Genomic DNA, 23,653 nt, shown 5'->3' with positions numbered 1-23,653 from the left:
CTGACGCCGAGTGGCGGTCATCCCTGAAAGGGTGGCCGCCTCTCGGTGTTTTCGAGGCACGCGCCGCGTCGCCTCGAAGCAGCAAGAAACGGGCCGCGCACAACGACGATGCGCGTCCCGAGACGAAGATGAAACAAGAAGGAGGCCCCACATGGAGGGTCCCGAGATCCAGTTCGCCGAAGCCGTCATCGACAACGGCTCGTTCGGCACCCGCACCGTCCGCTTCGAGACGGGCCGCCTGGCCAAGCAGGCCAATGGCGCCGTCATGGCGTACCTCGACGACGACACGTGCCTGCTGTCGACGACGACGGCCAGCAAGCAGCCGAAGGAGCACTTCGACTTCTTCCCGCTGACGGTCGATGTCGAGGAGCGCAGCTACGCCGCCGGCAAGATCCCCGGCTCGTTCTTCCGCCGCGAGGGTCGCCCCTCGACGGACGCCATCCTCACCTGCCGTCTCATCGACCGCCCGCTGCGCCCGGCCTTCAAGAAGGGTCTGCGCAACGAGGTCCAGGTCGTCATCACCGTGCTCGCGCAGAACCCGGACGTGCAGTACGACGTCCTCGCGATCAACGGTGCGTCCGCGTCGACGCAGATCTCCGGTCTGCCGTTCACGGGCCCGATCGGTGGCGTCCGCGTCTCCCTCATCGACGGCCAGTGGGTCGCCTTCCCGAACTTCTCCGACATCGAGCGCTCGGCGTTCGACATGGTCGTCGCCGGCCGCATCGTGGGTGATGATGTCGCCATCATGATGGTCGAGGCGGAGTCGACGGAGTCGACGTGGAACCTCGTGAAGAACGGCACACAGGCCCCGACCGAAGAGGTCGTCGCCGAGGGCCTCGAGGCCGCGAAGAAGTTCATCCGCGTCCTGTGCGAGGCCCAGATGGAGCTCGCGAAGCAGGCGGCCAAGGAGGTCCAGGACTTCCCGGTCTTCCTCGACTACCAGGACGACGTGTACGAGGCCGTCGCGAAGGACGGCACCGACCAGACGGCCGCCGCGATGACGATCGCGGGCAAGGCCGAGCGCGAGAGCAAGCTCGACGAGATCAAGGACGCGCTCAAGGCCGAGCTGGCCGGCGAGGGCAAGCCGTTCGAGGGCCGCGAGTCCGAGGTCTCCGCCGCGTTCCGCTCGCTGCAGAAGCAGCTCGTGCGCGAGCGCATCCTGCGCGACAAGGTCCGCATCGACGGCCGTGGCCTCGCCGACATCCGCGCGCTCTCGGCCGAGGTCGAGGTGCTGCCGCGCGTGCACGGTTCCGCGATCTTCGAGCGCGGCGAGACGCAGATCATGGGCGTCACGACGCTCAACATGCTGCGCATGGAGCAGCAGATTGACTCGCTGTCGCCGAGAACGCGCAAGCGTTACATGCACCACTACAACTTCCCGCCGTTCTCGACGGGTGAGACGGGTCGCGTCGGTTCGCCGAAGCGTCGCGAGATCGGCCACGGCGCGCTCGCCGAGCGTGCGCTCATGCCGGTGCTGCCGACGCGTGAGGAGTTCCCGTACGCCATCCGTCAGGTCTCCGAGGCACTCGGCTCGAACGGTTCGACGTCGATGGGTTCGGTCTGCGCCTCGACGCTGTCGCTGCTCAACGCCGGTGTGCCGCTGCGCGCGCCCGTCGCCGGTATCGCGATGGGTCTCGTCTCCGCCGAGATCGACGGTGAGACGCAGTACGCCGCGCTCACCGACATCCTCGGCGCCGAGGACGCGTTCGGCGACATGGACTTCAAGGTCGCCGGTACGCGCGAGTTCGTCACGGCCATCCAGCTCGACACGAAGCTCGACGGCATCCCCGCGCAGGTGCTCGCCGGCGCGCTGACGCAGGCCCGCGACGCGCGTCTGCACATCCTCGACGTCATGAACGAGGCAATCGACGCTCCCGACGAGATGTCGCCGTTCGCTCCGCGCGTGCTCGCCGTCAAGATCCCCGTCGACAAGATCGGTGAGGTCATCGGCCCGAAGGGCAAGATGATCAACCAGATCCAGGAGGACACCGGCGCCGACCTGTCGATCGAGGACGACGGCACGGTCTACATCGGTGCGACGGACGGCCCGAGCGCCGAGGCTGCGCGCAACGCCGTCAACGCCATCGCGAACCCGCAGATGCCGGAGGTCGGCGAGCGCTTCCTCGGCACCGTCGTCAAGACGACGACGTTCGGCGCGTTCGTCTCGCTCCTGCCGGGCAAGGACGGCCTGCTGCACATCTCCGAGGTGCGCAAGCTCATCGGCGGCAAGCGCATCGACGCCGTCGAGGACGTCCTCAAGATCGGCCGGAAGGTCCAGGTCGAGCTCAAGGAGATCGACCCGCGCGGCAAGCTGTCGCTCGGTGTCGTCGAGGAGGCCAAGGCCGACGACGCGCCCGAGGCGCCGAACGAGACGACGCCGGCCGCTCCGGCCGACGTCGACGCCGACAGCGCTGACGCCGCCGCGAAGATCGCCGACGCTGCGGGCCACATGGACTCCGGTCACGCGAGCGATGAGGACGGCGAGCGCAAGCCGCGTCAGCGTCGTCGTGGCGGCCGTGGCCGTGGCCGCGGCAACGACGCTGCCGAGGGCCGCGGTGACGCCGCGTCCGACCAGCTCGTCGACGCCGGTGACGACGACCAGGCGGCATCCGCGACGTCCGAGGACGCCTGAGCCGCTCACGTGAGGGAGCGCGCCCACCGTTGAGGTGAGCTGCTCCGTCCGACGAACCCGCCCCCGATCCGCGGCTCGGGGGCGGGTTCGTCATCTCACCCGTGTGGGGCGCATGGGATGATGCGCAGGTGAACTCAGTGGAGCGTGCCGACGGGTTCCAGCGTCGACATCCGGCGCTGGGCTACCCGATCGGTGTCATCTACAAGTTCGTCGACGACCAGGGCGCCTACCTCGCGGCGCTGATCACGTACTACGGGTTCCTGTCGATCTTTCCGCTCCTGCTGTTGCTGCAGTCGGTTCTCGGCTTCGTCATCGACGGTGACGACCGGTTGCGTCAGCAGATCCTCGACTCGGTGCTCGCGCAGATCCCGGTGCTCGGGCCGTCGCTGCACTCCGCGTCGATCGAGTCGCTGACGGGCAGCGTGTCGGCCATCGTCATCGGCGCGATCGTGGCGCTCTACGGTGGCCTCGGCGTGGCGCAGGCGATCCAGCACACGAGCAACCACTGCTGGGCGGTGCCGCGCAACAGCCGCCCGAACCCGATCCTCATGCGCGTGCGCAGTGGCGCCATCATCATGTTCCTCGGGGCGGCGCTCATCGCCATCGGCATCCTGCCGACGCTGTGGAAGCCGTTGCAGAGCTGGGCGTGGTTGCTCAACGTCGTGTTCGGCACGGGCATCTTCCTGCTGCTCATGAAGATGACGAACGCGCGCGGCGAGGGCTGGGGGCGTCTCGCGCCGGGCGCGTTCTTCATCAGTTTCGCCTGGCAGTTCTTCGTCGCGAACAGCACGACCTTCACGAACATCTTCGGGGCCCGTTCGACAGGCACCTACGGCACCTATGGCGGCATCCTGACGCTGCTTCTCGCCAGTTACCTCATGTCGTTGTCGTTCGTCATCGGCACCGAGATCAACGTCGTGCTGCACAAGCATCTGTACCCGCGTTCCCTCATGACACAGTTCACCGACGACGTCGACCTGACGCTCGCCGACCAGCAGGCGTACGCGGGGCAGGCGCAGATGCAACGGTTCAAGAACTACGAATCCATCGACGTCGTCTTCGACAAGGACGGCGACGGTCTCGCCGATCAGCCCTCGGATCTCGACGTGCGGTGGAAGGATGCGGTGCGGGCTCACGACGACTGGTTGCAGACTCGCCACCCGATGCGCCCGAGCGGCATGTGGGGCCTGAACGCCGAGAACGAGGATCGCAGCAGCGCGGACGGGAGCGAATGATGGGGGAGCAGACCATGGTGACGAACAAGAATGACACGGTGATGCAGACCAGCGACGAGCCGATCGTCCTGGGGCCGATGGTGCGCTACACCAGCGAATGCGAAGCGTCGATGTGGGTCGAGACCCGCGACGCCGGGGAGGTCGCCGTCATCACCGACGGTGGGCGCTGGAGCGCGCGCACGTTCGGCGCACACGGGCATCACTACGCCCTCGTGATCCTGGACGGTCTCGAGCCGGGGCAGACGTACGGCTACCGCGTCGAGGTGAACGGCGAACAGGCGTGGCCCCTGGCGGACTCGCCGTTCCCCGACCCGTTCTTCAAGACGCTGCTGCACTCACGCCCCACGAAGATGGCGTTCGGCAGCTGCCGCACGAGCGAACCGCACGATGCGAAGAGCAACCGCAAGAACGGCATCGACTCGCTGCGCGCCGTCGCGCACGAGATCGCCCGCGACCCTCACGACGAGCGGTGGCCCGACCTCGTCGTGCTGCTCGGCGACCAGGTCTACGCCGACGAGACGTCGGAGGCGATGCAGGAGTACATCGAGGCGCGCCGCGGGCTCGACGCGCCGCCCGGCGAGGAGCTCAAGGACTACGTCGAGTACGCGCACCTGTACCGCCTCGCCTACAGCGAACCGGCGGTGAGGTGGCTGCTGTCGACGCTGCCGAGCGCGATGATCTTCGACGACCACGACGTGCGTGACGACTGGAACACGTCGCAGACGTGGCACGAGAAGATGAACGCGACGCCCTGGTGGCACGAGCGCATCGTCGGCGCACTCGGGTCGTACTGGGTCTATCAGCACTGTGGCAACCTCTCGCCCGAGGCGCTCGCCGATGACGAGCTGTGGCAGCTCATCACGTCGCACACCGGGGACGACGAGCTCGACATCACCGCCGCCGTCGACGCGTTTGCCGAGCGGGTTGACGAGGACCCGACGACGTACCGCTTCTCCTACACCCGTGATCTGGGCGAGTCGAAGCTCATCGTCGTCGACTCGCGGGCGGCGCGCGACCTACGTCCCGATCACCGCGCGATGCTCGACGCGGACGAACTGCGCTGGCTCGATGACGAGTTGCGCGGCGACGTCGAGCACCTGTTCATCGGCACCTCGCTGCCGTTCTTCATGCCCGAGGGCCTGCACATGCTCGAGGCGCTCGACGAGGCCGCGGCCGAGGGGACGTGGGGCCGTCCGGCGGCGTTCTTGGGGGAGAAGCTGCGTCAGGTCGTCGACCTCGAGCACTGGGCGGCGTTCAGCGACACGTTCTTCAAGGTCAGCGACATGCTGTTCGAGGTCGCGCGTGGTGAGCGTGGCCGAGCGCCGAGGACGATCACGTTCCTGTCGGGCGACATCCACAACTCGTTCCTGTCGGAGGTCAACGGCGGCGAGGAGCTGACGTCGCGCATCTTCCAGGCCGTCTGCTCGCCGATCCGTAACCCGCTGCCGCGCCACGTGCGCGCGCTGCAGGCGATGATCGGCAAGGGCCTCGCGTTCCCGCTGCGCGCCGTCGTCGAGCGCACGAGCGTGCGCACGCCGTCGTTCCGCTGGCGCACGACGCACGGGCCGTGGTTCGACAACAACCTCGCAGTCGTCGAGGTGACGGGCGACGGTCTCGACTTCCGCTGGCTGACCGGCGAGATCCGCGACGGCGACCTCGAGCACCCGCACACGCGGGTCGTCAGCGACATCCGCATCGAGGGTGACGGTGAGTCGAAGCGTCTCGACACGTGGCAGCCACTCGGCATTCGGATCCTGACGCGCGTGGCGCACCTTCGTCGATAGGGTCGCGTCCATGAGCGAGACGATCAAGGTTGCAGTCATCGGTGCCGCCGGGCGCATGGGCAGCGAGGCGGTCAAGGCCGTCGAGGCCGCGGACGACATGACGTTCGTCGGTGGCTTCGACGCCGGGGACGACCTGGGCGACCTCGGGGGTGCCGACGTCGCGATCGAGCTGACGGTGCCCGCCTCGTCCCCGACGAACGTCGCGCAGTGCATCGAGCGCGGCGTCAGCGTCGTCGTCGGCACGACGGGGTGGGACGACGCGAAGCTCGCGACGCTGCGGGCGCAGCTCGACGCGGCGCCCGGCGTCGGTGTGCTCATCGCGCCGAACTTCTCGATCGGTGCGCTGCTCATGATGAAGTTCGCCCGCGAGGCGGCGAAGTTCTACGAGAGCGTCGAGGTCGTCGAGATCCACCACCCGAACAAGGTCGACGCGCCGTCCGGCACGGCCGCGCACACGGCGCGCGCCATCGCCGAGGCACGTGAGCAGGCGGGGCTGGGGCCGGTGCCAGACGCGACGGAATCCGACCCCGACGGCGCGCGCGGCGCCCGCGTCGACGGCATCCCGGTGCACGCGATCCGCATGCGCGGGCGCGTCGCGCACCAGGAGGTGCAGTTCGGCGCCGAGGGTGAGGCCCTGACGATCCGTCACGACAGCTTCGAGCGCGTGAGCTTCATGCCGGGCGTGCTGACGGGCGTGCGCGGCGTCGTCACGACCCCGGGGCTCACGGTGGGCCTGGAAAACTTCCTCGGGCTCTGAGCTCGGATGCTCCGTCTGGGCCTGAGGTCGGCCCGGACGGTGCGCCGACAGCGTCCGTCCGCGTGAACGTCGAAGGTCCGGACGGTCGCGCTGGCGTCGCCTGCCGGACACCTGGGCGTCAGGTCGGGGCCACGTCGCGCGGCTAGCGTTCTGGAATGCTCGATGCCGTGCTCGCGCCGCTCGAACACCTCATGACGTCGTGGTGGATCTACCCGGCGCTCTTCGGCCTGTGCGCCCTCGACGCGTTCGTGCCTGTTTTTCCCAGCGAAGCCCCGCTCATCCTCGCCGGGGTGTACGCCGCGTCCGATCCGAACGGGCCGCAGCTCGTGCTCGTCGTGCTCGTGGCCACGCTGGGGGCGGCACTGGGCGATCACCTCTCCTACGGCATCGGCCGGGTCGTCGGTGCCCGCTCGCTCGGGGCGCACGGTTCGCGGCGTGCTCGCACGTTCGAGAAGGTCTCGCGCGTGCTGCACGAACGAGGGTCGTGGGCGTTGCTCGTCGTGCGCTTCATCCCGGGCGGACGCAGCGTCGGCACGATGTCGCTCGGCGCTGCACGCTACCCGCTCCTGCGGCAGTTCACGCCGCACGACCTGCTCGCGACGCTGCTGTGGGCCCTGCACGGTTGCCTCATCGGCTACATCGGCGGCCGTGCGTTCGGCGACAACCACCTCGCGGGCATCCTCACCGGCATGGGGCTCGCGATGGCGGTCGCGGCGCTGCTCGAAGGCGTGCGCCACGTCCGAACGAAACGCCGCATGACGCGCGAAAACCACGCCGCGAGTGGTGATTCCACCCGAGACGCGGCGTCGTCCGTCGAGGTCAGTCAGTCGTGACGATGACGTGCAGGCGCCGCGGGCCGTGCACCCCTTCGACGCGGTCGAGCTCGATGTCGCTCGTCGCGCTCGGACCGGAGATCCACGTCAGCGGATGCCCCGCCTCGACGCTCGCGCGCAGGGCGCTGACGGCGGCCGGCACGTCCGCGTGGATCTGGTCGGCCCGCACGAGACAGACGTGCAGATCGGGCACGAGCGTCAGCGCACGACGCCCCTGCCCCGCAGTGTGATCGAGGACGATCGTGCCCGTCTCGGCGATGGCCGCGGCACACGTCGTGACGACCGCCTCGATGGCGTCGAGACCGTCGGGCGTGCCCGGGTCTTCGCGCGCCATCGACGCATCGACCGCGCCGACGACTGCCTCGGGCAGCCCGGCCGGCAGCAGGACGCCGTTCGCGCCCTCGAGCGCCGCGGCGACACGCGCGCCGGCGTCAGCTGCCGAGGCACGTTCGACGACCGCCTTGTAGTCCTCGGTGCGCTCGACGAACAGGTCGACGAGGTCGGGCGACCCCGCCGCGGGGGTGACGTCGGCCGCAGCACGCGAACCGTCCGCATCAGGTGACGTCGCCTGGGCGCCGGCGCTGCCCGACGACGAATCCCGCTGCGTCGTCGCCGAATCGGCCCGCTGCGACGACGTGCTCGTCACCCCGGCGTTCGCGTTGGCCGTCCGGATGCGCTGCAGGATCTCCTCGCGTGCGCTGCTCATGCCTCGTCCTCGCTGTCGCTGGTGGGGTGGGGGAGCCCGGCGTCGCGGGCGCTCGTGCCGTAGTGGCCCTCGACGTCGACTCCGGCGCGGTTCGGACGCGACCCCGCTGCGGCCTGGCCGCTCTCGTCGAGCCGGCCGCCGTCGGTGCGCGCGAACCACTCGCGGAACGTCTCGGTCGGGGGAGCGGGGATGTCACGCGCTGCGCTCCACGGCGCGAGGGGCCCGGGAATCGCGCCGAGGTAGGAGACGTCCTCACGCTTGAAGACCTTGCCGGCCACCGTCGCGAGCGTCTGCAGACGCCCCATGCGCTTGCCGGAGGCGAGCGCCCATTCGGCGCCCGCGATGGCGGTGCGCTCGAAGCTCGGGACGCGCGAGGCGGCGCGCTTCTTCTCGACGACCTGCGTGCGCAGTTCGACGAGGATCTTCGGAAAGTCGATCTTGACGGGGCACACCTCGCTGCACGCGCCGCACAGTGACGACGCGAAGGGCAGCGCCTTGTCGCGATCGGAGTCGAGGCCGCGCATCTGCGGGGTGAGGATGGCGCCGATCGGTCCGGGGTAGACGCTCGTGTAGGCGTGCCCGCCCGCGCGTTCGTAGACGGGGCAGACGTTGAGGCACGCCGAGCAGCGGATGCAGCGCAGCGCCTCGCGCCCGACGGTGTCCGACAACACGCGCGTGCGGCCGTTGTCGACGAGCACGACGTGGACGTCCTGCGGGCCGTCGGCCTCGCTCGACCCCGTCCACATCGACGTGTAGGGATTCATGCGCTCACCGGTCGACGAACGTGGCAGCAGTTCGAGCATGACGGCGAGGTCGTCCCACGTCGGCAGCACCTTCTCGATGCCGACGACGGAGATGAGCGTCTCCGGCAGCGTCAGGCACATGCGTCCGTTGCCCTCGGACTCGACGACGGTGAGCGTGCCCGTCTCCGCGACGGCGAAGTTGGCGCCCGAGATCGCGACCTTGGCGCGCAGGAACTTCTCGCGCAGGTGACGACGGGCAGCGTCGGCGAGCGCGGCGGGATCGTCGCTCAGGTTCTCGGGGGCCGGGCGGCCGACCTCGCCCATCTCGGTGCGGAAGATGTCGCGGATCTCGCTGCGGTTCTTGTGGATCGCGGGCACGAGGATGTGCGACGGGCGGTCGTGGCCGAGCTGGACGATGAGCTCGGCGAGGTCGGTCTCCCACGCGTCGATGCCCGCGGCTTCGAGGGCCTCGTTGAGCTCGATCTCCTGCGTCGCCATCGACTTGACCTTGACGACTTCCTGCGTGCCTGTCGCCTTGACGAGGTCGACGACGATGCGGTTGGCCTCCTCGGCGTCACGCGCCCAGTGGACCGTCGCGCCGGCGCGCGTCAGCGACTCCTCGAGCGTGACGAGCAGCGTGTCGAGGTCGGCGAGCACGTCGTCCTTGACGGCGGCGCCGCGCGTGCGCAGTTGCTGCCAGTCGTCGACCTCGCCGACGACCTCGGCGCGCTTGGCGCGGATCGTGCCGGTCGCGTGACGCAGGTTGGCGCGCAGTTGGGCGTCGTCGAGGGCGTACTTCGCCTCGTGCGGGAAGGCGGGCATCCCGACGAAAGTCGCGGTCGTCGTGCCGACGGGCAGACCCGCGTCGGCGGCGGTGCGGGGCTGGCAGCTCATGCGGGGTCCTGTTCGGTCGAGGCGAGCACTTCGGCGAGGTGGATGGTCTTGACGCCGGTGCGTCCGCGGTGCAGCAGTCCGCCGATGTGGGCGAGGCACGAGTTGTCGCCGGCGACGACGTACTCCGCGCCCGTCTCGACGACGTGGCGCGCCTTGTCGTTTCCCATGGCGACGGAGACGTCGGGGTTCTTGACGCTGAACGTGCCCCCGAAACCGCAGCACTGCTCGGCGGCGGGCAACTCGCGCAGGTCGGCACCGGCGACCGCGCGCAGCAGCCGCAGCGGACGGTCGCCGACGCCGAGCATGCGCAAGCTGTGGCAGGTGGGGTGGTAGGTGATGCGGTGGGGGAAGTAGGCGCCGACGTCAGTGACGCCGAGCACGTCGACGAGGAATTCGGACAGTTCGAGCACCCGCGGGGCGAGCGCGTCGACCTCGCGGGCGAGGCCCTGGTCGCCGACCCGCTCGGCGATCATCTCGTGCTGCTCGCGGACGGATCCGGTGCAGGAGCCGGAGGGGGCGACGACGTAGTCGAACGCGTCGAACGTGTCGACGAACCCGCGCACGAGGCCCTTAGCGTCGTTCGCGTACCCGGTGTTGGTGAACATCTGGCCGCAGCAGGTCTGCTCGGTGGGGAACTCGACGTCGACCCCGAGGCGGCGTAGGAGCTTCACCGTCGCGATCGGCGCCTTGGGAAACATCGTGTCGTTGAAGCAGGTCGCGAAGATCGCGACGCGTGGGCGGGTGGGGGCGATCGTCACGACGGCATCCTTAATGGTCTGACCAATGTGCTGCGTCTCACTCTAGAAGCATGACCCCCGACGGTCAAGAAGTCGAGGCCGCGTAGCATGCCGCCCATGACCCACCCCTGCGCGCCCGCCTCGCCCGAACCGGGCCCGCCGCCCGCAGCCGAGGAATCCGGTCTGTCGAACCCGGGGCAGCCGGCGTCGGAACCGGCCCCCGCGCCGGACGCGACGCCCGTCCAGGTCGAGACTCCGGCTGGCGCGCAGGGTGCCAACCCGGTCGCGTCACGATCGGGGCGTGCCTACGAGGGTGTCGTGCAGTGGGTCGAGGACGGCATCGTCTCGGGCCGTCTGCGTGTCGGCGACGTGCTGCCCGCCGAGCGTGACCTCGCCGCGCAACTCGCCGTCAGCCGTGCCGTGGTGCGTGAGGGCGTGCGCGCCTTGCACGCCATCGGGGTCGTCGACTCGCGCGTCGGAGCCGGTGCGGCCGGCGGCACCGTCATCACGGCCGTGCCGACAGAGGCGCTCAACCGGTTCTTGCGCATGCACGTGGCGCTCGCGCAGTTCAGCCTCCTCGACGTCGTCGACGTGCGCTGCAGCCTCGAGGGCCTGTCGGCGCGGCTGGCCGCGCGCAACGCGACCGACGCCGACCATGCGCGCCTCGCCGACCTGATCACCGCGATGCGTGACGACGACCTGCCGCCCGATGTCTTCAACGCGTGCGACACCGATTTCCACGTCGCCATCGCGCGGGCCGCGGGCAACGCGCTCGCCACCGACCTCACCGTCGCCATCCGCGAATCCATGCGCAGCCCCATCCGTCATGGCATGAACCGCGTCGACGACTGGCCGGCTGTGCGCGCGCGGTTGCGCGAGGAGCACGAGGCCATCGCCGCGGCGCTCGCGGACGGCGACGGCTCGCGCGCCGCCGATCTGCTCGACGCGCACATCCGACGCGCGAGCGAGCAACTCCTCGGGGACGGCGCGCAGGCAGCCGGCGACACCGCCTGACGGGACGACTTGCGCCGGTCGGTGCTTGCGTGGCGGAGACGAGGCCCACGGTGGCGATCCTGTGGCCCGCGCCGACGCCGAGGCGGGCAGCGCACGCGGGGAGGCCGCCGTCAGCGCGTGAGGACGATGGCCGCCGCGATGAAGTGGGCGATGAACGCGGCGACGGTGCAGGCGTGGAAGATCTCGTGGAAGCCGAACACGCGCGGCCACGGATCAGGGCGTTGGAAGCCGTAGACGACGGCCCCGAGCGTGTAGAGGATGCCGCCGGTGGCAATGAGCGTCATGACGAGCGTGCCGCCCGCGGCGTGCAACGGCCCGGCGTAGAAGATCGCGACCCAGCCGAGCGCGACGTAGATCGGCGTGTAGAGCCAACGCGGCGCATGCACCCAGAACGTGCGGAAAGCGACGCCGAGCAGCGCGCCGACCCACACGATGACGAGCAGACTCACCCGCTGCCGGCCCTCGAGCAGCGTCAGCGCGAACGGCGTGTACGTGCCGGCGATGATGAGGTAGATGTTCGAGTGGTCGAGGCGGCGCAGGATCGTGTCGGCGCGCGGGCTCCAGTATCGGCGGTGATACAGCGCCGACGTGCCGAACAGCATCGTCGCCGTAGCACCGAGGACGAGCGCCCCGACGCGCGCCGGGGTCGTGTCGGCGAGCAGGGCGAGCACGAGACAACCGATGAGGCACAGGGGCGCGAGGACGAGGTGCAGCCACCCGCGCAGCAGGGGTTTCATCGCCACCGCCAGGGCCTCGCCCGCGGGGTGCTCACCATGTTCGCCGTGCCCAGTGGACTCGCCGTGCCCGTCAGGCAGAGCCGACCGTGTGGGTTCATGGATCATCGGGTCGAGGGTCATGGCGTCGGGGTTCGTGTTGTCGGCGTTCGTCGGTTCGGCTGCTGCGGGTTGCGGACGGTCGGTTGCGGGGGTGTTCACTGCGGGGTCCTCGATCGGTCGGCGATCAGCCCGAGCGTCAGCTCCAGGCCGGCGCGGGCGTCGGTGAGCGTGTCACCGTAGTGTTCGCGCAGGGTGCCCAGGCGGTAGCGCACCGTCTGGGGGTGGACGTGGAGGGCCTCGGCGACCTCCTCGCGGCGTCCGTGGTGCAGCAGCCAGGCGAGCAGCGTCTCGGCGAGCACGGCCCGCTTGGCCTCCGAGACGTCGGCAAGCGGCGCCAGGGCGCGCTCGCGCAGCATCTGCGCGATGAGCGGGTCGGCGTCGAGGATCAGTTCGGGCAGCAGCGTGTCGGCGTCCGCCGGTTCACTCACCCGGGCGAATCGCAGCGCGCGTCGGGCGCGCGTCACCGATTCGGCGGCGCGGCTCCAGGCGAGCGTCGGCCCGAGGGCTGCTGTGGTCGTAGCGCAGGCAGCGAGGACGCGCGCGCGGTTGCCGGGTGGGAGGTCGGGCACGAGGACGAGCGGCGAGCCGTCCGGGGTGCGCGACCACAGGGCCTTCTCACCGACGGCGCTCGCGACGGCCGCCGGGGCGTCGCCCGTCAGTGCCAGCGCCGTGAGGGTGCGCGGCGGGTTCCAGTGAGCCCGTTCGGCGAGATGCTCGAGCGTGTCGGGCTGGTCGCCCGCGACGAGTGCCGCCGCCAGCTGGTCGCGTCGGCGCGCGAGCTCACGGGTGCGGGCCGTCATGGCCGCGGTGTGGCCGGCGAGGCTCTCGACGGACAACTCGTCGATGAACGCGAACGTGCCCGCAGCGAGGCTCGCGATGCTCGCGGCCGACTCGCCCTGCGCGACGGCGCGTTCGGCGAAGTGCGTCCACGCCTCGCGGGCGCCGACGCGGTAGGCCGTGAGCAGCGCGTCGCTCGAGCGCCCCGTCTCCGCCTCGCCCTGGCCGAGGCGGTAGGCGCCGGTGCGCATGGCCGTGGCGGACGTCGTGTCGCCGTCGTCACCGAGGGTGTCGAGGAAGGCCGCGAGGGCCATCGCGACGGCCGCCTCGATGTTCGCGCGCAGTGTGTCGCCGAACTCGCGGTCGTAGCCGGGCACCTCTCGGATGATGGCCTCGACGCACCCGCTGGCCGTGTTCGGCAGGTGCTCTCGCAGGGTGGCAATGGTGTCTTGCCGCAGAGTCGACATGTTCACACTCTACGAACAAATCCCGAAAAGATCATGTGAGGTCGCGGTCAAGAATTATCAGCTGTGCGCCAAATACGCTGGTCGCATGCCGCACGCTGTCTCCTCATCAACCACGATGGCCCGCTCGTCGGACGAGCGGCGGGCCTCCGCCCGCCTGAAGCATCTCGCCTGGAACGCCGTGCGCACCCTGACGACGCCGCTGCTGCCCGACGACTACCTCGACCTCGTCGACCCGCTGCGCAGCCCCCGCTACCTGCGCGCCCGCGTCGTCGACGTGCACCCCGAGACGGCGGACGCCGCGACCGTCACGCTGCAGCCGGGCCTCGGTTGGGCAGGGCACGTGCCGGGGCAGTTCATCCGCGTCGGCGTCGACGTCGACGGGGTGCGCCTGTGGCGCGCGTACTCGGTGACGTCGGGGCCGCGCGACGACGGGCGCATCACGATCACCGTCAAGTCGCTCTCCGGCGGGCTCGTCAGCTCCCACCTGCACGAGTCGTTGCGCTCCGGCCAGATCGTGCACCTCGAACAGGCGAGCGGCGAGTTCGTCTGGACGGGAGGTGTCGAGCCGACGCTGTACGTCACCGGCGGCTCCGGCATCACCCCCGTCATGGGCATGCTGCGCCACCGTCTCGCCGCCGAGGGCGAGCGTTCCGACGGCGAACGCACGCACGACATCGTCGTCGTGCACTCGGCCGGCCACCCCGAGGACGTCATCTTCGCCGACGAGCTGCGCGGGCTGCACGAGCGTGGCGCCATCACCCTCGTCGAGCGCCACACACGCCTCGAGGGCCGGCTCGAACCGGCCGAGCTCGACCATCTCGTACCCGACTGGCGCGATCGTGAGGTGTACGCGTGCGGCCCCGCCGGGATGCTGCGGATGCTGCGCGAGTTCGCCGAACTCAATGGCGTCGAGGACAAGCTGCACACCGAGAACTTCGTCGTCGAGCTTGCCGAACCGGGGGAGGGCGGCACCGCGACCATCGTCATGGGCACGACGACGCGGGAGGTCGCCGTCAGCGGCGAGACGTCGATCCTCGACGCGGCCGAGGCCGCCGACATCCTCGTGCCGAGCGGGTGCCGCATGGGCATCTGTTACGGCTGCGTGCTGCCGCTGCGTTCCGGCGCGGTGCGCGACATGCGCACCGGTGAGGTGGCGAGCGGCACTGACGGCGACGGCGTCATGGTGCAGACCTGCATCTCCTCCGCCGCCGGGGACTGCACGATCGGACGCTGAACTCGACGCCTGTGCAGGGCGCCGGCCGGGCGCGAGATCGGCTCGGGGCGCCTCACGACGAACCACGACCACGACGAACCACGACCACGACGAACCACGACCATGACGAACCGCACGACGAGAACGACGAAGAAGGATGGCTGTCGCATGACCGCACTGCAGAAGAAGGACCACAACCCGATCGCTCACCTGAGCCGCGCCGACATCGAGCGTCTCGGTGAGGAGCTCGACGCGGTGCGTGCACGGGTCGTCGAGAGCCGGGGCGAGAAGGACGCGGCGTACATCCGTCGTGTCATCCAGGTGCAGCGTGGCCTCGAGATGGGGTCGCGGGCACTGTTGTTGTTCTCGAAGAAGAAGCCGGCGTTCGTCATCGGGACGGCGGGGCTCGCCGTGGCGAAGATCCTCGAGAACATGGAGATCGGCCACAACGTCATGCACGGCCAGTGGGATTGGATGCGCGACCCGAAGATCCACTCGAGTACGTGGGAGTGGGACAACGCCTCGCCCGCCGACCTGTGGAAGCACAGCCACAACGAGCTGCACCACACGTACACGAACGTCATCGGGCGCGACAACGACCTCGGGTTCGGCATCATGCGCGTCGACGAGGATCAGAAGTGGGTGCCGTTCTACCTCGCACAGCCGATGTGGAACTTCATCAACGCGTGCTTCTTCGAGTACGGCATCGCCGCGTACGACCTGGAGATCGGCAAGTACCTCAAGGGGCGCAAGGACAAGGACGTATTCGCCCGCGACGGTCGCAAGGTGCTGCACAAGATCCGTGAGCAGGTGACGAAGGACTACATTGCGCACCCGCTGCTCTCGGCGCTGACGGGGTCGGGCAAGCAGACGATCAAGGCGAACTTCATCGCGAACCTCACGCGCAACCTCTGGACACACTCGGTCATCATGTGCGGGCACTTCCCGAGTGGTGTCGAGACGTTCACGAAGAAGTCGATCGTCGGGGAGACTCGCGGCGACTGGTACCTGCGCCAGATGCTCGGTTCGGCGAACATCAGCGGTTCGCGGGCCATGCACATCGCGACGGGCAACCTGAGCTACCAGATCGAGCACCACATGTTCCCCGACCTGCCGAGCAACCGGTACGCGGAGATCAGCGAGCAGGTGCAGGACATAGCTCGCCGTTACGGGTTGTCCTACGTGACGGGGCCGCTGCCGAAGCAGATCGCGTCGGCCTGGTGGGCGATCATCCGCCTGTCGCTGCCGAACGAGTACGCCGCGAAGCTCGAGCGGAAGCCCCAGAACGTCACGCAGCTCGTGCAGCGGCAGGTGCAGCCGCAAGCCGCCTGAGTCTCGCAATGGGCTGACGAGCACCTCCTTGCTCGCTTTGCTGCCGAGGAGGTGATCGTCTTGGCCACTCTGAGGATGCCAGATGTCGATGAGGTCGTCCACGAGCGCCTGCGCCGTCAGGCTGCGGAGCCTGGACGTTCCGTCGAGGCCGAGGTGCGGGCGATTCTCGCGGCAGCGACCCACGTGCCGGAGAAGAATTTCTTGCAGACGCTGCGTGAGCGCACGCGACCGCCCACGTTCTCGCGAGTGGCACGTCGGTCGGGCGAGTCATGGGAACGGCGGAGGCCCAGATCGCCGGTATCGCTCTGGGCGCCGGCTCTGCACTCGCCACGCGCAACGCGCGGGATTTCGCCGGGGTCGGCGGGCTGCGCCTCATCGATCCCCTCGAAAGCTCGTCCTGAGGTCTCACTCCACCAGAGGGAGCGAGACATGAATCCAGGAGCGTCGGCTCAGAACAACCGGATGATCGCGGCCGTCGCGGCCGCGACGATGACGACGACGATGAATGGCGCGCGCAGAACCAGGGCGATGATCGCTGCGACGGCCGCCGCTGCGCGCGCGTCGACGACGACCCGGCCGCCGTCGCCGACGAACGCCTGGACGCACACGAGGCCGGTGAGCAACGCCACCGGTAGCAGCGCGACGATGTTGGACGTCCGCTTGCCCTCGAGGTAGCGCGGCGGCACGAGATAGCCGATGAACTTGAGCACGAACGACAACGCGCTCGCGAGCAGAACCGTCGTCCAGGTGCTCATGTCGTCGATCCGATCCGGCCGGCGTCGGACGGGCCACCGGGCGTCGCGCCGTCACCGGGCGCATCGGCGCGAGACGTCTCGACGCCGGGAACGTCGGCGCTCGGCTCGCCGTCGGCTGAGGGGGAATCGTGCCGTGTGGAGTACCACCAGCCGACGACGACGGCCGCGACGACCGTCGCGAGAACGGGCACGCCGGCCTGCGTGAGCGGCGACAACCCGAGCGCGATGCACGCGGCGAGCGCCGCCGTCACCTTGCCCTGCAGCGTGCCGAGGCGCGGCCACAGCAGCGCCATGAAGGCGCCGACGGCGGCGGCGTCGAGGCCGTACTTCTTCGGGTCGCCCATCGCGTTGCCGGCGACGGTGCCGACGAACGTCATCGTGTTCCACATGACGTAGACGCCCAGGCCCGTCCACCAGAATCCGGTGCGTGACAACTGTTCGGTGGGGCGCCCGACCGACATGGCGGCCGACTCGTCGATCGTCACCTGCGCGGCGAGGAGGCGCCGCAGCCCGCGCGGGCGTAGGAACTGGTTGATCTGCAGACCATAGATGCCGTTGCGCACGCCGAGCAGTGACGACGTCGCGACGGCCGACGCTCCCGACCCACCGCCACCGAGCACCCCGACGACGGCGAACTGCGAACCGCCGGAGAACAACAGCAGCGACAGCGCCATCGTCTGCCAGGTCGTGAGGCCCGCAGCGATGGCGAGCGCGCCGAAGCTGACGCCGTACACGCCCGTCGCGATCGCGAGGGAGACCGAGTCCTTCTTGACGGCCGCGGCGTCCTCGTGGAGGGCGTCGGGATGGTCGTGGTCGGAGTGGTCGCCAGGGGTGTGCGCCGTCCGGTGATGACGGACGTCGACGGGCGCGTCACCTCCCGACGTCTCGCGCCGGGCGTCGCTCACGAGGTGCGGCGTTCGTACATGACGAGCGTGAACCCGTCGCGCGGTGCGCGCTGCGTCTCGACCCACACGGTCGGGTCGATCGTGGGGAAGTGGGCGTCGCCCTCAGGCGCGAGGGGGATCTCGCTGATGAGCAGACGGGTGACGTGGTCCATCGTCGCGGCGTAGATCTGCGCGCCGCCGACGACGAACGCGTCCTGGCCGGCGACCTGTTCGAGGGCTTCGTCGACAGAGTGAACGACGGTGACGGACGTGTCGTCACGCGCCGGCTGTGCGGGGGCGAACTCGGGATCGTGCGTCACGACGATCGAGCGGCGCCCGGGCAGGGTGCCCATCGTCGCGAACGTCGTGCGCCCCATGATCATGGGGTGAGCCATCGTCGTCGCCTTGAAGTGCGCGAAGTCGGCGGGGATGTTCCACGCCATGTCGCCGCCCGTGCCGATGACGCCGTTCTCGGCGACAGCGGCGATGCTCGTCAGCTGGGGCGCATCGCTCATACCGCCACCTGGGCCTTGATCGCGGGGTCGGCCTCGTAACCGTCGAGGCGGATGTCGTCGAGCTCGAACGCGTCGAGCGCCGTCACGTCGGGGTTGAGCACGAGCGTCGGCAGCTGCTTCGGCGTACGTGTCAGCTGGAGGCGCGCCTGGTCGAGGTGATTGACGTAGAGGTGCGCATCGCCGAGCGTGTGGACGAAATCGCCCACCGCGAGGCCCGTGACCTGCGCGACCATGTGGGTCAGGAGGGCATACGAGGCGATGTTGAACGGGACGCCGAGGAAGACGTCACCACTGCGCTGGTAGAGCTGGCACGACAGCTTTCCGTCGGCGACGTAGAACTGGAACATCGTGTGGCACGGCGGCAGCGCCATGTCGTCGACGTCGGCGACGTTCCACGCCGAGACGATGTGACGACGGCTGTCGGGGTTCGTGCGAATCGACTCGACGACGCGCGCGATCTGGTCGATCGTCTCGCCGTTCGGCGTCGGCCACGAGCGCCACTGGTGGCCGTAGATCGGCCCGAGGTCACCGTCGGGGTCGGCCCATTCGTCCCAGATCGAGATCTTGCGCTCGTGCAGCCATGCGACGTTCGTGTCGCCGCGCAGGAACCACAGCAGTTCGCCGAAGATCGAGCGCAGGTGCAGCTTCTTCGTCGTGAGAACGGGAAACCCCTGGGACAGGTCGAAGCGCATCTGATGACCGAAGACGCTGAGCGTCCCCGTGCCCGTGCGGTCGTCCTTGCGGGTGCCCTCGTCGAGAATGCGCCTCAGCAGTGCGTGATATTGCTCCACGCGCCTCACTGTAGGACGCGCCGGTGACAAGGCGCCTGCGGCGTCCGCTTCGTGGTGGCGAGTTGGTGGTGGCGACGTCGCGCGCGGCGGGCGTCCGCACACGTGGACGCTCGTGCACTAACCTGGGCGCATGACGACGACGACACCTTTCGGGCGCATGGTCACGGCCATGGTGACGCCCATGAAACCGGACGGCTCGATCGACTACGACGGAGTGAAGAAGCTCGCCGAGCACCTCGTCGCGAACGGGCACGACGGCCTCGTCGTCAACGGCACGACGGGGGAGTCGGCGACGACGACCGACGAGGAGAACATCGAGACGGTGCGCGCCGTCGCCGACGCCGTCAAGGGCCGCACAGCGATCACCGCCGGGGTCGGTACGAACGACACCGCGCACTCGGTACGCGCCGCCAAGGCACTCGCGGACGCTGGGGCGGACGCCGTCCTCGTCGTCACGCCGTACTACAACAAGCCGACGCAGGCGGGCATCGTCGAGCACTTCAAGGCCGTCGTCGGCGCCACCGACCTGCCGGCCATGGCCTACGACATCCCCGGGCGCTCGGGGACGGCGCTCGCGAGCGACACGATCCGTCAGCTCGCGACGATCGACCAGGTGCGCGCGGTCAAGGATGCCAAGGGCGACTTCTTCGAGGCGACGAAGCTCATGGACGAGACCGACCTGCTGTGGTACTCGGGCGACGACGTCGTCAACCTCGCGTGGCTCGCGCTCGGCGCCGTCGGCGTCGTCTCCGTCGTCGGCCACGTGGCAGGCAACGAGTTCCGCGCGATGATCGACGCTGTCGACGCGGGCGACCTCGCGACGGCGCGCGCCATCCACACCAAGCTCATCCCCGCGATCGACGCGCTGATGAACACCTCCCAGGGCGCCATCATGGTGAAGGCCGCCCTCAAGGAGCAGGGCGTCATCGACTCCGACGCCATCCGCCTGCCGCTGCTGCCCGCGGACGAGGCGATGTACGCCGTCCTGCGTGACGGCCTGACGAAGGCGGGGCTGCTGTGATGAAGAGTTCGCTCGAACTCGGCCCGCCGCCCGCACTGCCCAAGAACGGTGCGCGCGTCATCGCGCTCGGCGGTCTCGGCGAGGTGGGCCGCAACATGACGGTCGTCGAGTACGGCGGACGCCTGCTCATCATCGACTGTGGTGTCCTCTTCCCCGAGGATCACCCGGGCGTCGACCTCATCCTGCCCGACTTCGACTACCTCAAGGATCGCCTCGACGACATCGAGGCCATCGTCCTGACGCACGGTCACGAGGACCACATCGGCGCGGTGCCGTACCTGCTGCGCATGAAGAACGACATCCCGCTCATCGGCTCGACGCTGACGCTCGCGCTCATCGAGGCGAAGCTCAAGGAGCACCGCATCCGCCCGTACACGATGACGGTGAAGGAGGGCCAGCGCGAGAAGATCGGCCCGTTCGACTGCGAGTTCGTCGCCGTCAACCACTCGATCCCCGACGCGCTCGCCGTCTTCGTCCGCACGCCCGCAGGCAACCTGCTGTGCACCGGCGACTTCAAGATGGACCAGCTTCCGCTCGACGGCCGCATCACCGACCTGCGCGCGTTCGCGCGGCTCGGTGAGGAGGGCGTCGACCTGTTCCTCACCGACTCGACGAACGCCGAGGTGCCCGGCTTCACGACGCCGGAGAAGGACATCACGCCCGCGATCGAGCGCGTCTTCGAGAAGGCGGAGCGACGCATCATCGTGGCCTGCTTCTCCTCGCACGTGCACCGCGTGCAGCAGGTGCTCGACGCCGCCGAGGCCCACGGCCGCAAGGTCGCGATGGTCGGGCGCTCGATGGTGCGCAACATGACGATCGCCGCCGACCTCGGCTACCTCAAGGTGCCCGACAACGTGCTCGTCGACATCAAGAAGCTCGAGCAGATGCCCGAGGACAAGCAGGTGCTCATCTGCACCGGCTCGCAGGGTGAGCCGATGGCGGCGCTCGCGCGCATGGCGAACCGCGACCACCGTATCGACGTGGGGGAGGGCGACACCATCCTCATGGCGAGCTCGCTCATCCCGGGCAACGAGAACGCCGTCTACGGCCTCATCAACGGCCTCATGCGTCTCGGCGCCAATGTCGTGCACAAGGGCAACGCGATGGTGCACGTCTCGGGCCACGCCTCCGCCGGCGAGCTGCTGTACTGCTACAACGTCGTCAAGCCGAAGAACGTCATGCCGATCCACGGCGAGTGGCGTCACCTCGTCGCCAACGGCAAGCTCGCCGCCGCGACGGGTGTGCCGAGCGACCAGGTGCTGCTCGCGGAGAACGGCGTCGTCGTCGACCTCGTCAACGGCAAGGCTGCCATCACGGGCGCGGTGCCGGTCGGGTACGTCTACGTCGACGGTTCGCTCGTCGGTACGACCGACGAGGACATGCTCAAGGACCGTCGCATCCTGCGTGACGAGGGCTTCGTCACCGTCATCGTCGTGCGCGACGCGAAGACGGGCGCGATCCTCGCCGGCCCGGACATCCGCACGCGCGGCTTCGCCGAGGGCGACGAGGTGTTCGACCGCGTCCGGCCGAAGATCGAGCAGGCGCTGCTCGAGGCACGCAACAAGGGTGTCAAGGACAGCCACCAACTGCAGCAGGTCATCCGGCGCGCCGTGGGCGGTTTCGTCGGCGGCAAGCTGCGCCGCCGACCGATGATCATCCCGGTGGTCATCGACGCCTGACGCCTCGGGGGTATGTCAGGGGGTTGTGTGAGGCGGCTGAGATCGCCTCTGGCTGCCATCTCGGATGAATGAAGGGTGCGACGCGTGTGACGCGTCGCACCCTTCGTCCGTTGGGGTGCAACGGGATTCGAAATGGACGTCGAGGTTTGTTATTGAGCGTGGTCAAAAAACTCGCATCAGCGCGCGAGCGGGCCCTTCGACAGGAGCCACCGCGTCGGCATCCCGTATCTGACGAAATGCGGCGGTGAGCCCCTCGCTGGGGCCCACCGCCGCTCGTTCTCCTCACCAGGGGCGGGGCTCTGAGAGGTCGCGTCGGTCGGTGACGGGGCTCCATCCGAGGCCCGGGGTGTGGGTGTAGTCGAAGGCGGGCCCATGGGTGACGAGAGCACGCACGGCGTCGACGAGGCGTCGTGCGTGCTCTGTCGTCGTGGCGAGACCGATCGAGGCGCGCACTGCCGTCGCGCCCTCGCCGAGGCGCGCGTCGCAGAGCAGGTGAGCGCAGAATCGCCCGTCGCGCACAGCGATGCCGTGCTCGTCTGCGAGCACCTGAGCGACGAGCGTCGGGTCGTACCCGGCGACGGTGAACGTCGTGACGCCGACGTTGTCGCTCGCATTCCGCCTTGGCGCGCCATCGTCGAGGTGAGCGTCCGCGGCATTCTGCTCGTCGAAGAGTTCGACGATCCTCACGCCGTCGATCGAGGCGAGACCGTCGCGGACGATGGCGTGGATCTTCTCCTCGCGCGCCTCGGCTTCGCCGCGCTGCGCGGACAGCGTCGAGGCTGCGGCCGCGAGCGCGATGGCCCCGACCGCGTTCGGGGTGCCGCCCTCGTGGCGTGCGGGCGCGGGCGCCCAAGCGACGTCGCCGGCGCCTGATGCATCTTCGCTGACGCGGTGGCTCGCGCCGCCGGCGCGGAAGTACGGAGGGGCGGTGTCGAGCCAGTCGCGGCGCCCGACGAGGGCTCCTGAACCGTACGGCGCGTAGGCCTTGTGGCCGGACAGAGCGACGTAGTCGATGCCCCAGGCGTCGATGTCGACGCGGCGGTGCGGGGCGAGCTGCGCGGCGTCGAGAGCCGTCCGCGCCTCATGCCGGCGGGCGACGGCGGCGAGGCGCTCGATGGGCCACACCTCGCCCGTCACGTTGCAGGCGCCGGTGATGAGGACCAACACGGGAGCATCGTTGTGGGCGCGGAATTCCGCCAGAGCGACGTCGAGGTAACCCTCAGCCTCGGCGTGAGAGTGAGGGATCGGCAGCCGCGTCGTCCGCTCGTCCGCCCACGGCAGCAGCGCCGCGTGGTGCATCGAGCGGAACACGAAGACCTGCGTCTGTTGCGGCAGACAGTGGGCCAACAGGTTGAGCGCATCCGAGGTGTTGCGCGTGAAGACGGTGACGTCGTCCTCGCGCGCGCCCACGAACGCGGCGACCTCCTGCCGAGCCTCCTCGTACCACCGGGTCGTCAGCTGCGACGCCCGTCCCGCACCGCGATGCACCGAACCGTACGTGCGCAGGGTCGTGTCGACGGCCCGTGCGACGGCCTGCAGCGCGGGAGCCGTCGCGCCATGGTCGAAGTTCGCGTGCTCGACGACGCGCCCGTCGAGCGTCGCGACGCCGAGATCGGCGCCGATCGTGGCCAGGGAGGCATTGGCCTGCTGCGGCGCGTCCGCGCGATGATGGGTAGTTGCGGGCGTCTCGCGACGGGACCCGCCGGGGTGCGCGGGCTGGGTGTGGTGACGCTCGGGGTCCGCGACGGGAGCCCCGGGGGTTACGGCGTGAGCGGGGCGGCTCGTGTGGCTCGTGTGGCTCGCAGCGTGGCGGCGCGCGTCGGAGTCAAGGATCGAGAGAATGGCAGAACGGGGCATCGAGGCTCCTCGAGTCAGGGGCCTCGCCGTCGCCAGATGGCTCGGCCCGCGCTTGCCGACACCGGTGCTGGTGGCGGCCAGGTCGTCACCCGGAGCACCCCACCGCGGTGGAGGGTTGCCGTCCAGCAAGCCGGGGCTGTGCGCTGAAACTCATGACCTACGTGAACGCTCGCACCCGGCCCTCCGCCGCG

At 69.5% G+C, this 23,653-nt stretch carries 20 protein-coding genes, 1 pseudogene and 1 riboswitch; of the genes and pseudogenes, 11 read left to right on the top strand and 10 right to left on the bottom strand.

The window, feature by feature from the left end; genetic code table 11:
• Positions 1 to 151: 151 nt before the first annotated feature.
• The 5 genes from DYE07_RS03805 (at position 152) to DYE07_RS03785 (ending at position 7,241) form a co-directional block, all read left to right on the top strand.
• Complete coding sequence (locus tag DYE07_RS03805) at positions 152 to 2,632, top strand: polyribonucleotide nucleotidyltransferase (protein ID WP_062257521.1); 2,481 nt, start codon at positions 152 to 154, stop codon at positions 2,630 to 2,632.
• A gap of 128 nt (positions 2,633 to 2,760) precedes the next feature.
• Positions 2,761 to 3,867: a YihY/virulence factor BrkB family protein gene (locus DYE07_RS03800; RefSeq protein ID WP_062257533.1), complete on the top strand. Its 1,107-nt coding sequence runs from the start codon at positions 2,761 to 2,763 to the stop codon at positions 3,865 to 3,867.
• 41 nt (positions 3,868 to 3,908) lie between these two features.
• Positions 3,909 to 5,651 (top strand): alkaline phosphatase D family protein, encoded by a 1,743-nt coding sequence (locus DYE07_RS03795; RefSeq protein ID WP_115297073.1) that lies wholly within the window; start codon positions 3,909 to 3,911, stop codon positions 5,649 to 5,651.
• A gap of 10 nt (positions 5,652 to 5,661) precedes the next feature.
• Positions 5,662 to 6,408 (top strand): 4-hydroxy-tetrahydrodipicolinate reductase, encoded by a 747-nt coding sequence (dapB, locus tag DYE07_RS03790; RefSeq protein ID WP_006946352.1) that lies wholly within the window; start codon positions 5,662 to 5,664, stop codon positions 6,406 to 6,408.
• Positions 6,409 to 6,563: 155 nt separating this feature from the next.
• Positions 6,564 to 7,241, top strand: coding sequence for a DedA family protein (locus DYE07_RS03785; RefSeq protein ID WP_115296383.1), 678 nt, complete (start codon positions 6,564 to 6,566; stop codon positions 7,239 to 7,241).
• Here the strand turns inward: DYE07_RS03785 and DYE07_RS03780 are convergent.
• From DYE07_RS03780 to DYE07_RS03770, 3 genes are read right to left on the bottom strand one after another with little or no spacing between them, the layout of a single operon-like run.
• Positions 7,228 to 7,947: a LutC/YkgG family protein gene (locus tag DYE07_RS03780; RefSeq protein WP_115296382.1), complete on the bottom strand. Its 720-nt coding sequence runs from the start codon at positions 7,945 to 7,947 to the stop codon at positions 7,228 to 7,230. The genes DYE07_RS03785 and DYE07_RS03780 overlap by 14 nt on opposite strands.
• Positions 7,944 to 9,584, bottom strand: a complete 1,641-nt coding sequence (locus DYE07_RS03775; RefSeq protein WP_115296381.1) for a LutB/LldF family L-lactate oxidation iron-sulfur protein — start codon at positions 9,582 to 9,584, stop codon at positions 7,944 to 7,946. The genes DYE07_RS03780 and DYE07_RS03775 overlap by 4 nt, the downstream gene beginning before the upstream one ends.
• On the bottom strand, positions 9,581 to 10,342 hold the full coding sequence (locus DYE07_RS03770) for a (Fe-S)-binding protein (protein ID WP_074046022.1): 762 nt from the start codon (positions 10,340 to 10,342) through the stop codon (positions 9,581 to 9,583). Before DYE07_RS03770 ends, DYE07_RS03775 begins: the two co-directional genes overlap by 4 nt.
• A 96-nt stretch (positions 10,343 to 10,438) precedes the next feature.
• Here DYE07_RS03770 and DYE07_RS03765 point away from each other — a divergent pair, with 96 nt between their 5' ends.
• On the top strand, positions 10,439 to 11,335 hold the full coding sequence (locus DYE07_RS03765; protein ID WP_083607271.1) for a FadR/GntR family transcriptional regulator: 897 nt from the start codon (positions 10,439 to 10,441) through the stop codon (positions 11,333 to 11,335).
• Between the two features lie 110 nt (positions 11,336 to 11,445).
• Here the strand turns inward: DYE07_RS03765 and trhA are convergent, their stop codons facing one another.
• Both trhA and DYE07_RS03755 read right to left on the bottom strand, forming a co-directional pair.
• Positions 11,446 to 12,270, bottom strand: a complete 825-nt coding sequence (trhA, locus tag DYE07_RS03760) for a PAQR family membrane homeostasis protein TrhA (RefSeq protein ID WP_074046021.1) — start codon at positions 12,268 to 12,270, stop codon at positions 11,446 to 11,448.
• Positions 12,267 to 13,415, bottom strand: coding sequence for a PucR family transcriptional regulator (locus DYE07_RS03755; RefSeq protein ID WP_115296380.1), 1,149 nt, complete (start codon positions 13,413 to 13,415; stop codon positions 12,267 to 12,269). Before DYE07_RS03755 ends, trhA begins: the two co-directional genes overlap by 4 nt.
• 85 nt (positions 13,416 to 13,500) lie before the next feature.
• Between DYE07_RS03755 and DYE07_RS03750 the strand changes: the two genes are divergently transcribed.
• The 3 genes and pseudogenes from DYE07_RS03750 to DYE07_RS15465 form a co-directional block, all read left to right on the top strand.
• Complete coding sequence (locus DYE07_RS03750) at positions 13,501 to 14,649, top strand: ferredoxin reductase (protein WP_006946368.1); 1,149 nt, start codon at positions 13,501 to 13,503, stop codon at positions 14,647 to 14,649.
• A 147-nt stretch (positions 14,650 to 14,796) separates the two neighbouring features.
• On the top strand, positions 14,797 to 15,960 hold the full coding sequence (locus tag DYE07_RS03745) for a fatty acid desaturase family protein (RefSeq protein ID WP_038570627.1): 1,164 nt from the start codon (positions 14,797 to 14,799) through the stop codon (positions 15,958 to 15,960).
• Between the two features lie 75 nt (positions 15,961 to 16,035).
• Positions 16,036 to 16,125: pseudogene (locus DYE07_RS15465) on the top strand (FitA-like ribbon-helix-helix domain-containing protein); the annotation flags it as partial.
• A 284-nt stretch (positions 16,126 to 16,409) separates the two neighbouring features.
• Here DYE07_RS15465 and DYE07_RS03740 read toward each other — a convergent pair.
• Genes DYE07_RS03740 through DYE07_RS03725 form a run of 4 tightly spaced genes read right to left on the bottom strand, consistent with a single transcriptional unit; the run spans position 16,410 to position 18,905 of the window.
• Entirely contained in the window at positions 16,410 to 16,715 is a 306-nt protein-coding gene (locus DYE07_RS03740; protein WP_115296378.1) for an AzlD domain-containing protein, read from the bottom strand.
• Positions 16,712 to 17,620: an AzlC family ABC transporter permease gene (locus DYE07_RS03735; protein WP_115296377.1), complete on the bottom strand. Its 909-nt coding sequence runs from the start codon at positions 17,618 to 17,620 to the stop codon at positions 16,712 to 16,714. Before DYE07_RS03735 ends, DYE07_RS03740 begins: the two co-directional genes overlap by 4 nt.
• Positions 17,617 to 18,114 (bottom strand): dihydrofolate reductase, encoded by a 498-nt coding sequence (locus tag DYE07_RS03730; RefSeq protein WP_006946351.1) that lies wholly within the window; start codon positions 18,112 to 18,114, stop codon positions 17,617 to 17,619. Before DYE07_RS03730 ends, DYE07_RS03735 begins: the two co-directional genes overlap by 4 nt.
• The gene (locus tag DYE07_RS03725; RefSeq protein ID WP_115296376.1) at positions 18,111 to 18,905 is read right to left on the bottom strand and encodes a thymidylate synthase; all 795 of its coding nucleotides are present in this window, start codon (positions 18,903 to 18,905) and stop codon (positions 18,111 to 18,113) included. Before DYE07_RS03725 ends, DYE07_RS03730 begins: the two co-directional genes overlap by 4 nt.
• Positions 18,906 to 19,035: 130 nt before the next feature.
• Between DYE07_RS03725 and dapA the strand changes: the two genes are divergently transcribed.
• Both dapA and DYE07_RS03715 read left to right on the top strand, forming a co-directional pair.
• On the top strand, positions 19,036 to 19,926 hold the full coding sequence (gene dapA / locus DYE07_RS03720) for a 4-hydroxy-tetrahydrodipicolinate synthase (protein ID WP_074040532.1): 891 nt from the start codon (positions 19,036 to 19,038) through the stop codon (positions 19,924 to 19,926).
• The gene (locus tag DYE07_RS03715; protein ID WP_115296375.1) at positions 19,926 to 21,605 is read left to right on the top strand and encodes a ribonuclease J; all 1,680 of its coding nucleotides are present in this window, start codon (positions 19,926 to 19,928) and stop codon (positions 21,603 to 21,605) included. The genes dapA and DYE07_RS03715 overlap by 1 nt, the downstream gene beginning before the upstream one ends.
• Before the next feature lie 282 nt (positions 21,606 to 21,887).
• On the opposite strand, the gene DYE07_RS03710 is transcribed toward DYE07_RS03715, so the two are convergent.
• Entirely contained in the window at positions 21,888 to 23,462 is a 1,575-nt protein-coding gene (locus DYE07_RS03710; RefSeq protein ID WP_115296374.1) for an aminotransferase class V-fold PLP-dependent enzyme, read from the bottom strand.
• Positions 23,463 to 23,505: 43 nt separating this feature from the next.
• Positions 23,506 to 23,620, bottom strand: a riboswitch (SAM riboswitch).
• Positions 23,621 to 23,653 lie beyond the last annotated feature (33 nt).

The sequence above is a fragment of the Dermacoccus nishinomiyaensis genome, assembly GCF_900447535.1.
GTDB lineage: Bacteria > Actinomycetota > Actinomycetes > Actinomycetales > Dermatophilaceae > Dermacoccus > Dermacoccus nishinomiyaensis.
Note: the sequence above shows the minus strand (reverse complement) of the source record. Positions and strands in the feature narration are given on the sequence as shown.

Bases quoted from the DNA above. Each gene is read 5' to 3' on its own strand.
- DYE07_RS03780 (WP_115296382.1), bottom strand. From the start codon at position 7,947: ATGAGCAGCGCACGCGAGGAGATCCTGCAGCGCATCCGGACGGCCAAC.
- DYE07_RS03785 (WP_115296383.1), top strand. From the start codon at position 6,564: ATGCTCGATGCCGTGCTCGCGCCGCTCGAACACCTCATGACGTCGTGG.
- DYE07_RS03745 (WP_038570627.1), top strand. From the start codon at position 14,797: ATGACCGCACTGCAGAAGAAGGACCACAACCCGATCGCTCACCTGAGC.
- dapB (WP_006946352.1), top strand. From the start codon at position 5,662: ATGAGCGAGACGATCAAGGTTGCAGTCATCGGTGCCGCCGGGCGCATG.
- DYE07_RS03740 (WP_115296378.1), bottom strand. From the start codon at position 16,715: ATGAGCACCTGGACGACGGTTCTGCTCGCGAGCGCGTTGTCGTTCGTG.
- DYE07_RS03805 (WP_062257521.1), top strand. From the start codon at position 152: ATGGAGGGTCCCGAGATCCAGTTCGCCGAAGCCGTCATCGACAACGGC.
- DYE07_RS03775 (WP_115296381.1), bottom strand. From the start codon at position 9,584: ATGAGCTGCCAGCCCCGCACCGCCGCCGACGCGGGTCTGCCCGTCGGC.
- DYE07_RS03710 (WP_115296374.1), bottom strand. From the start codon at position 23,462: ATGCCCCGTTCTGCCATTCTCTCGATCCTTGACTCCGACGCGCGCCGC.
- DYE07_RS03750 (WP_006946368.1), top strand. From the start codon at position 13,501: ATGCCGCACGCTGTCTCCTCATCAACCACGATGGCCCGCTCGTCGGAC.
- dapA (WP_074040532.1), top strand. From the start codon at position 19,036: ATGACGACGACGACACCTTTCGGGCGCATGGTCACGGCCATGGTGACG.
- DYE07_RS03730 (WP_006946351.1), bottom strand. From the start codon at position 18,114: ATGAGCGATGCGCCCCAGCTGACGAGCATCGCCGCTGTCGCCGAGAAC.
- DYE07_RS03795 (WP_115297073.1), top strand. From the start codon at position 3,909: ATGCAGACCAGCGACGAGCCGATCGTCCTGGGGCCGATGGTGCGCTAC.
- DYE07_RS03765 (WP_083607271.1), top strand. From the start codon at position 10,439: ATGACCCACCCCTGCGCGCCCGCCTCGCCCGAACCGGGCCCGCCGCCC.
- DYE07_RS03755 (WP_115296380.1), bottom strand. From the start codon at position 13,415: ATGTCGACTCTGCGGCAAGACACCATTGCCACCCTGCGAGAGCACCTG.
- DYE07_RS03715 (WP_115296375.1), top strand. From the start codon at position 19,926: ATGAAGAGTTCGCTCGAACTCGGCCCGCCGCCCGCACTGCCCAAGAAC.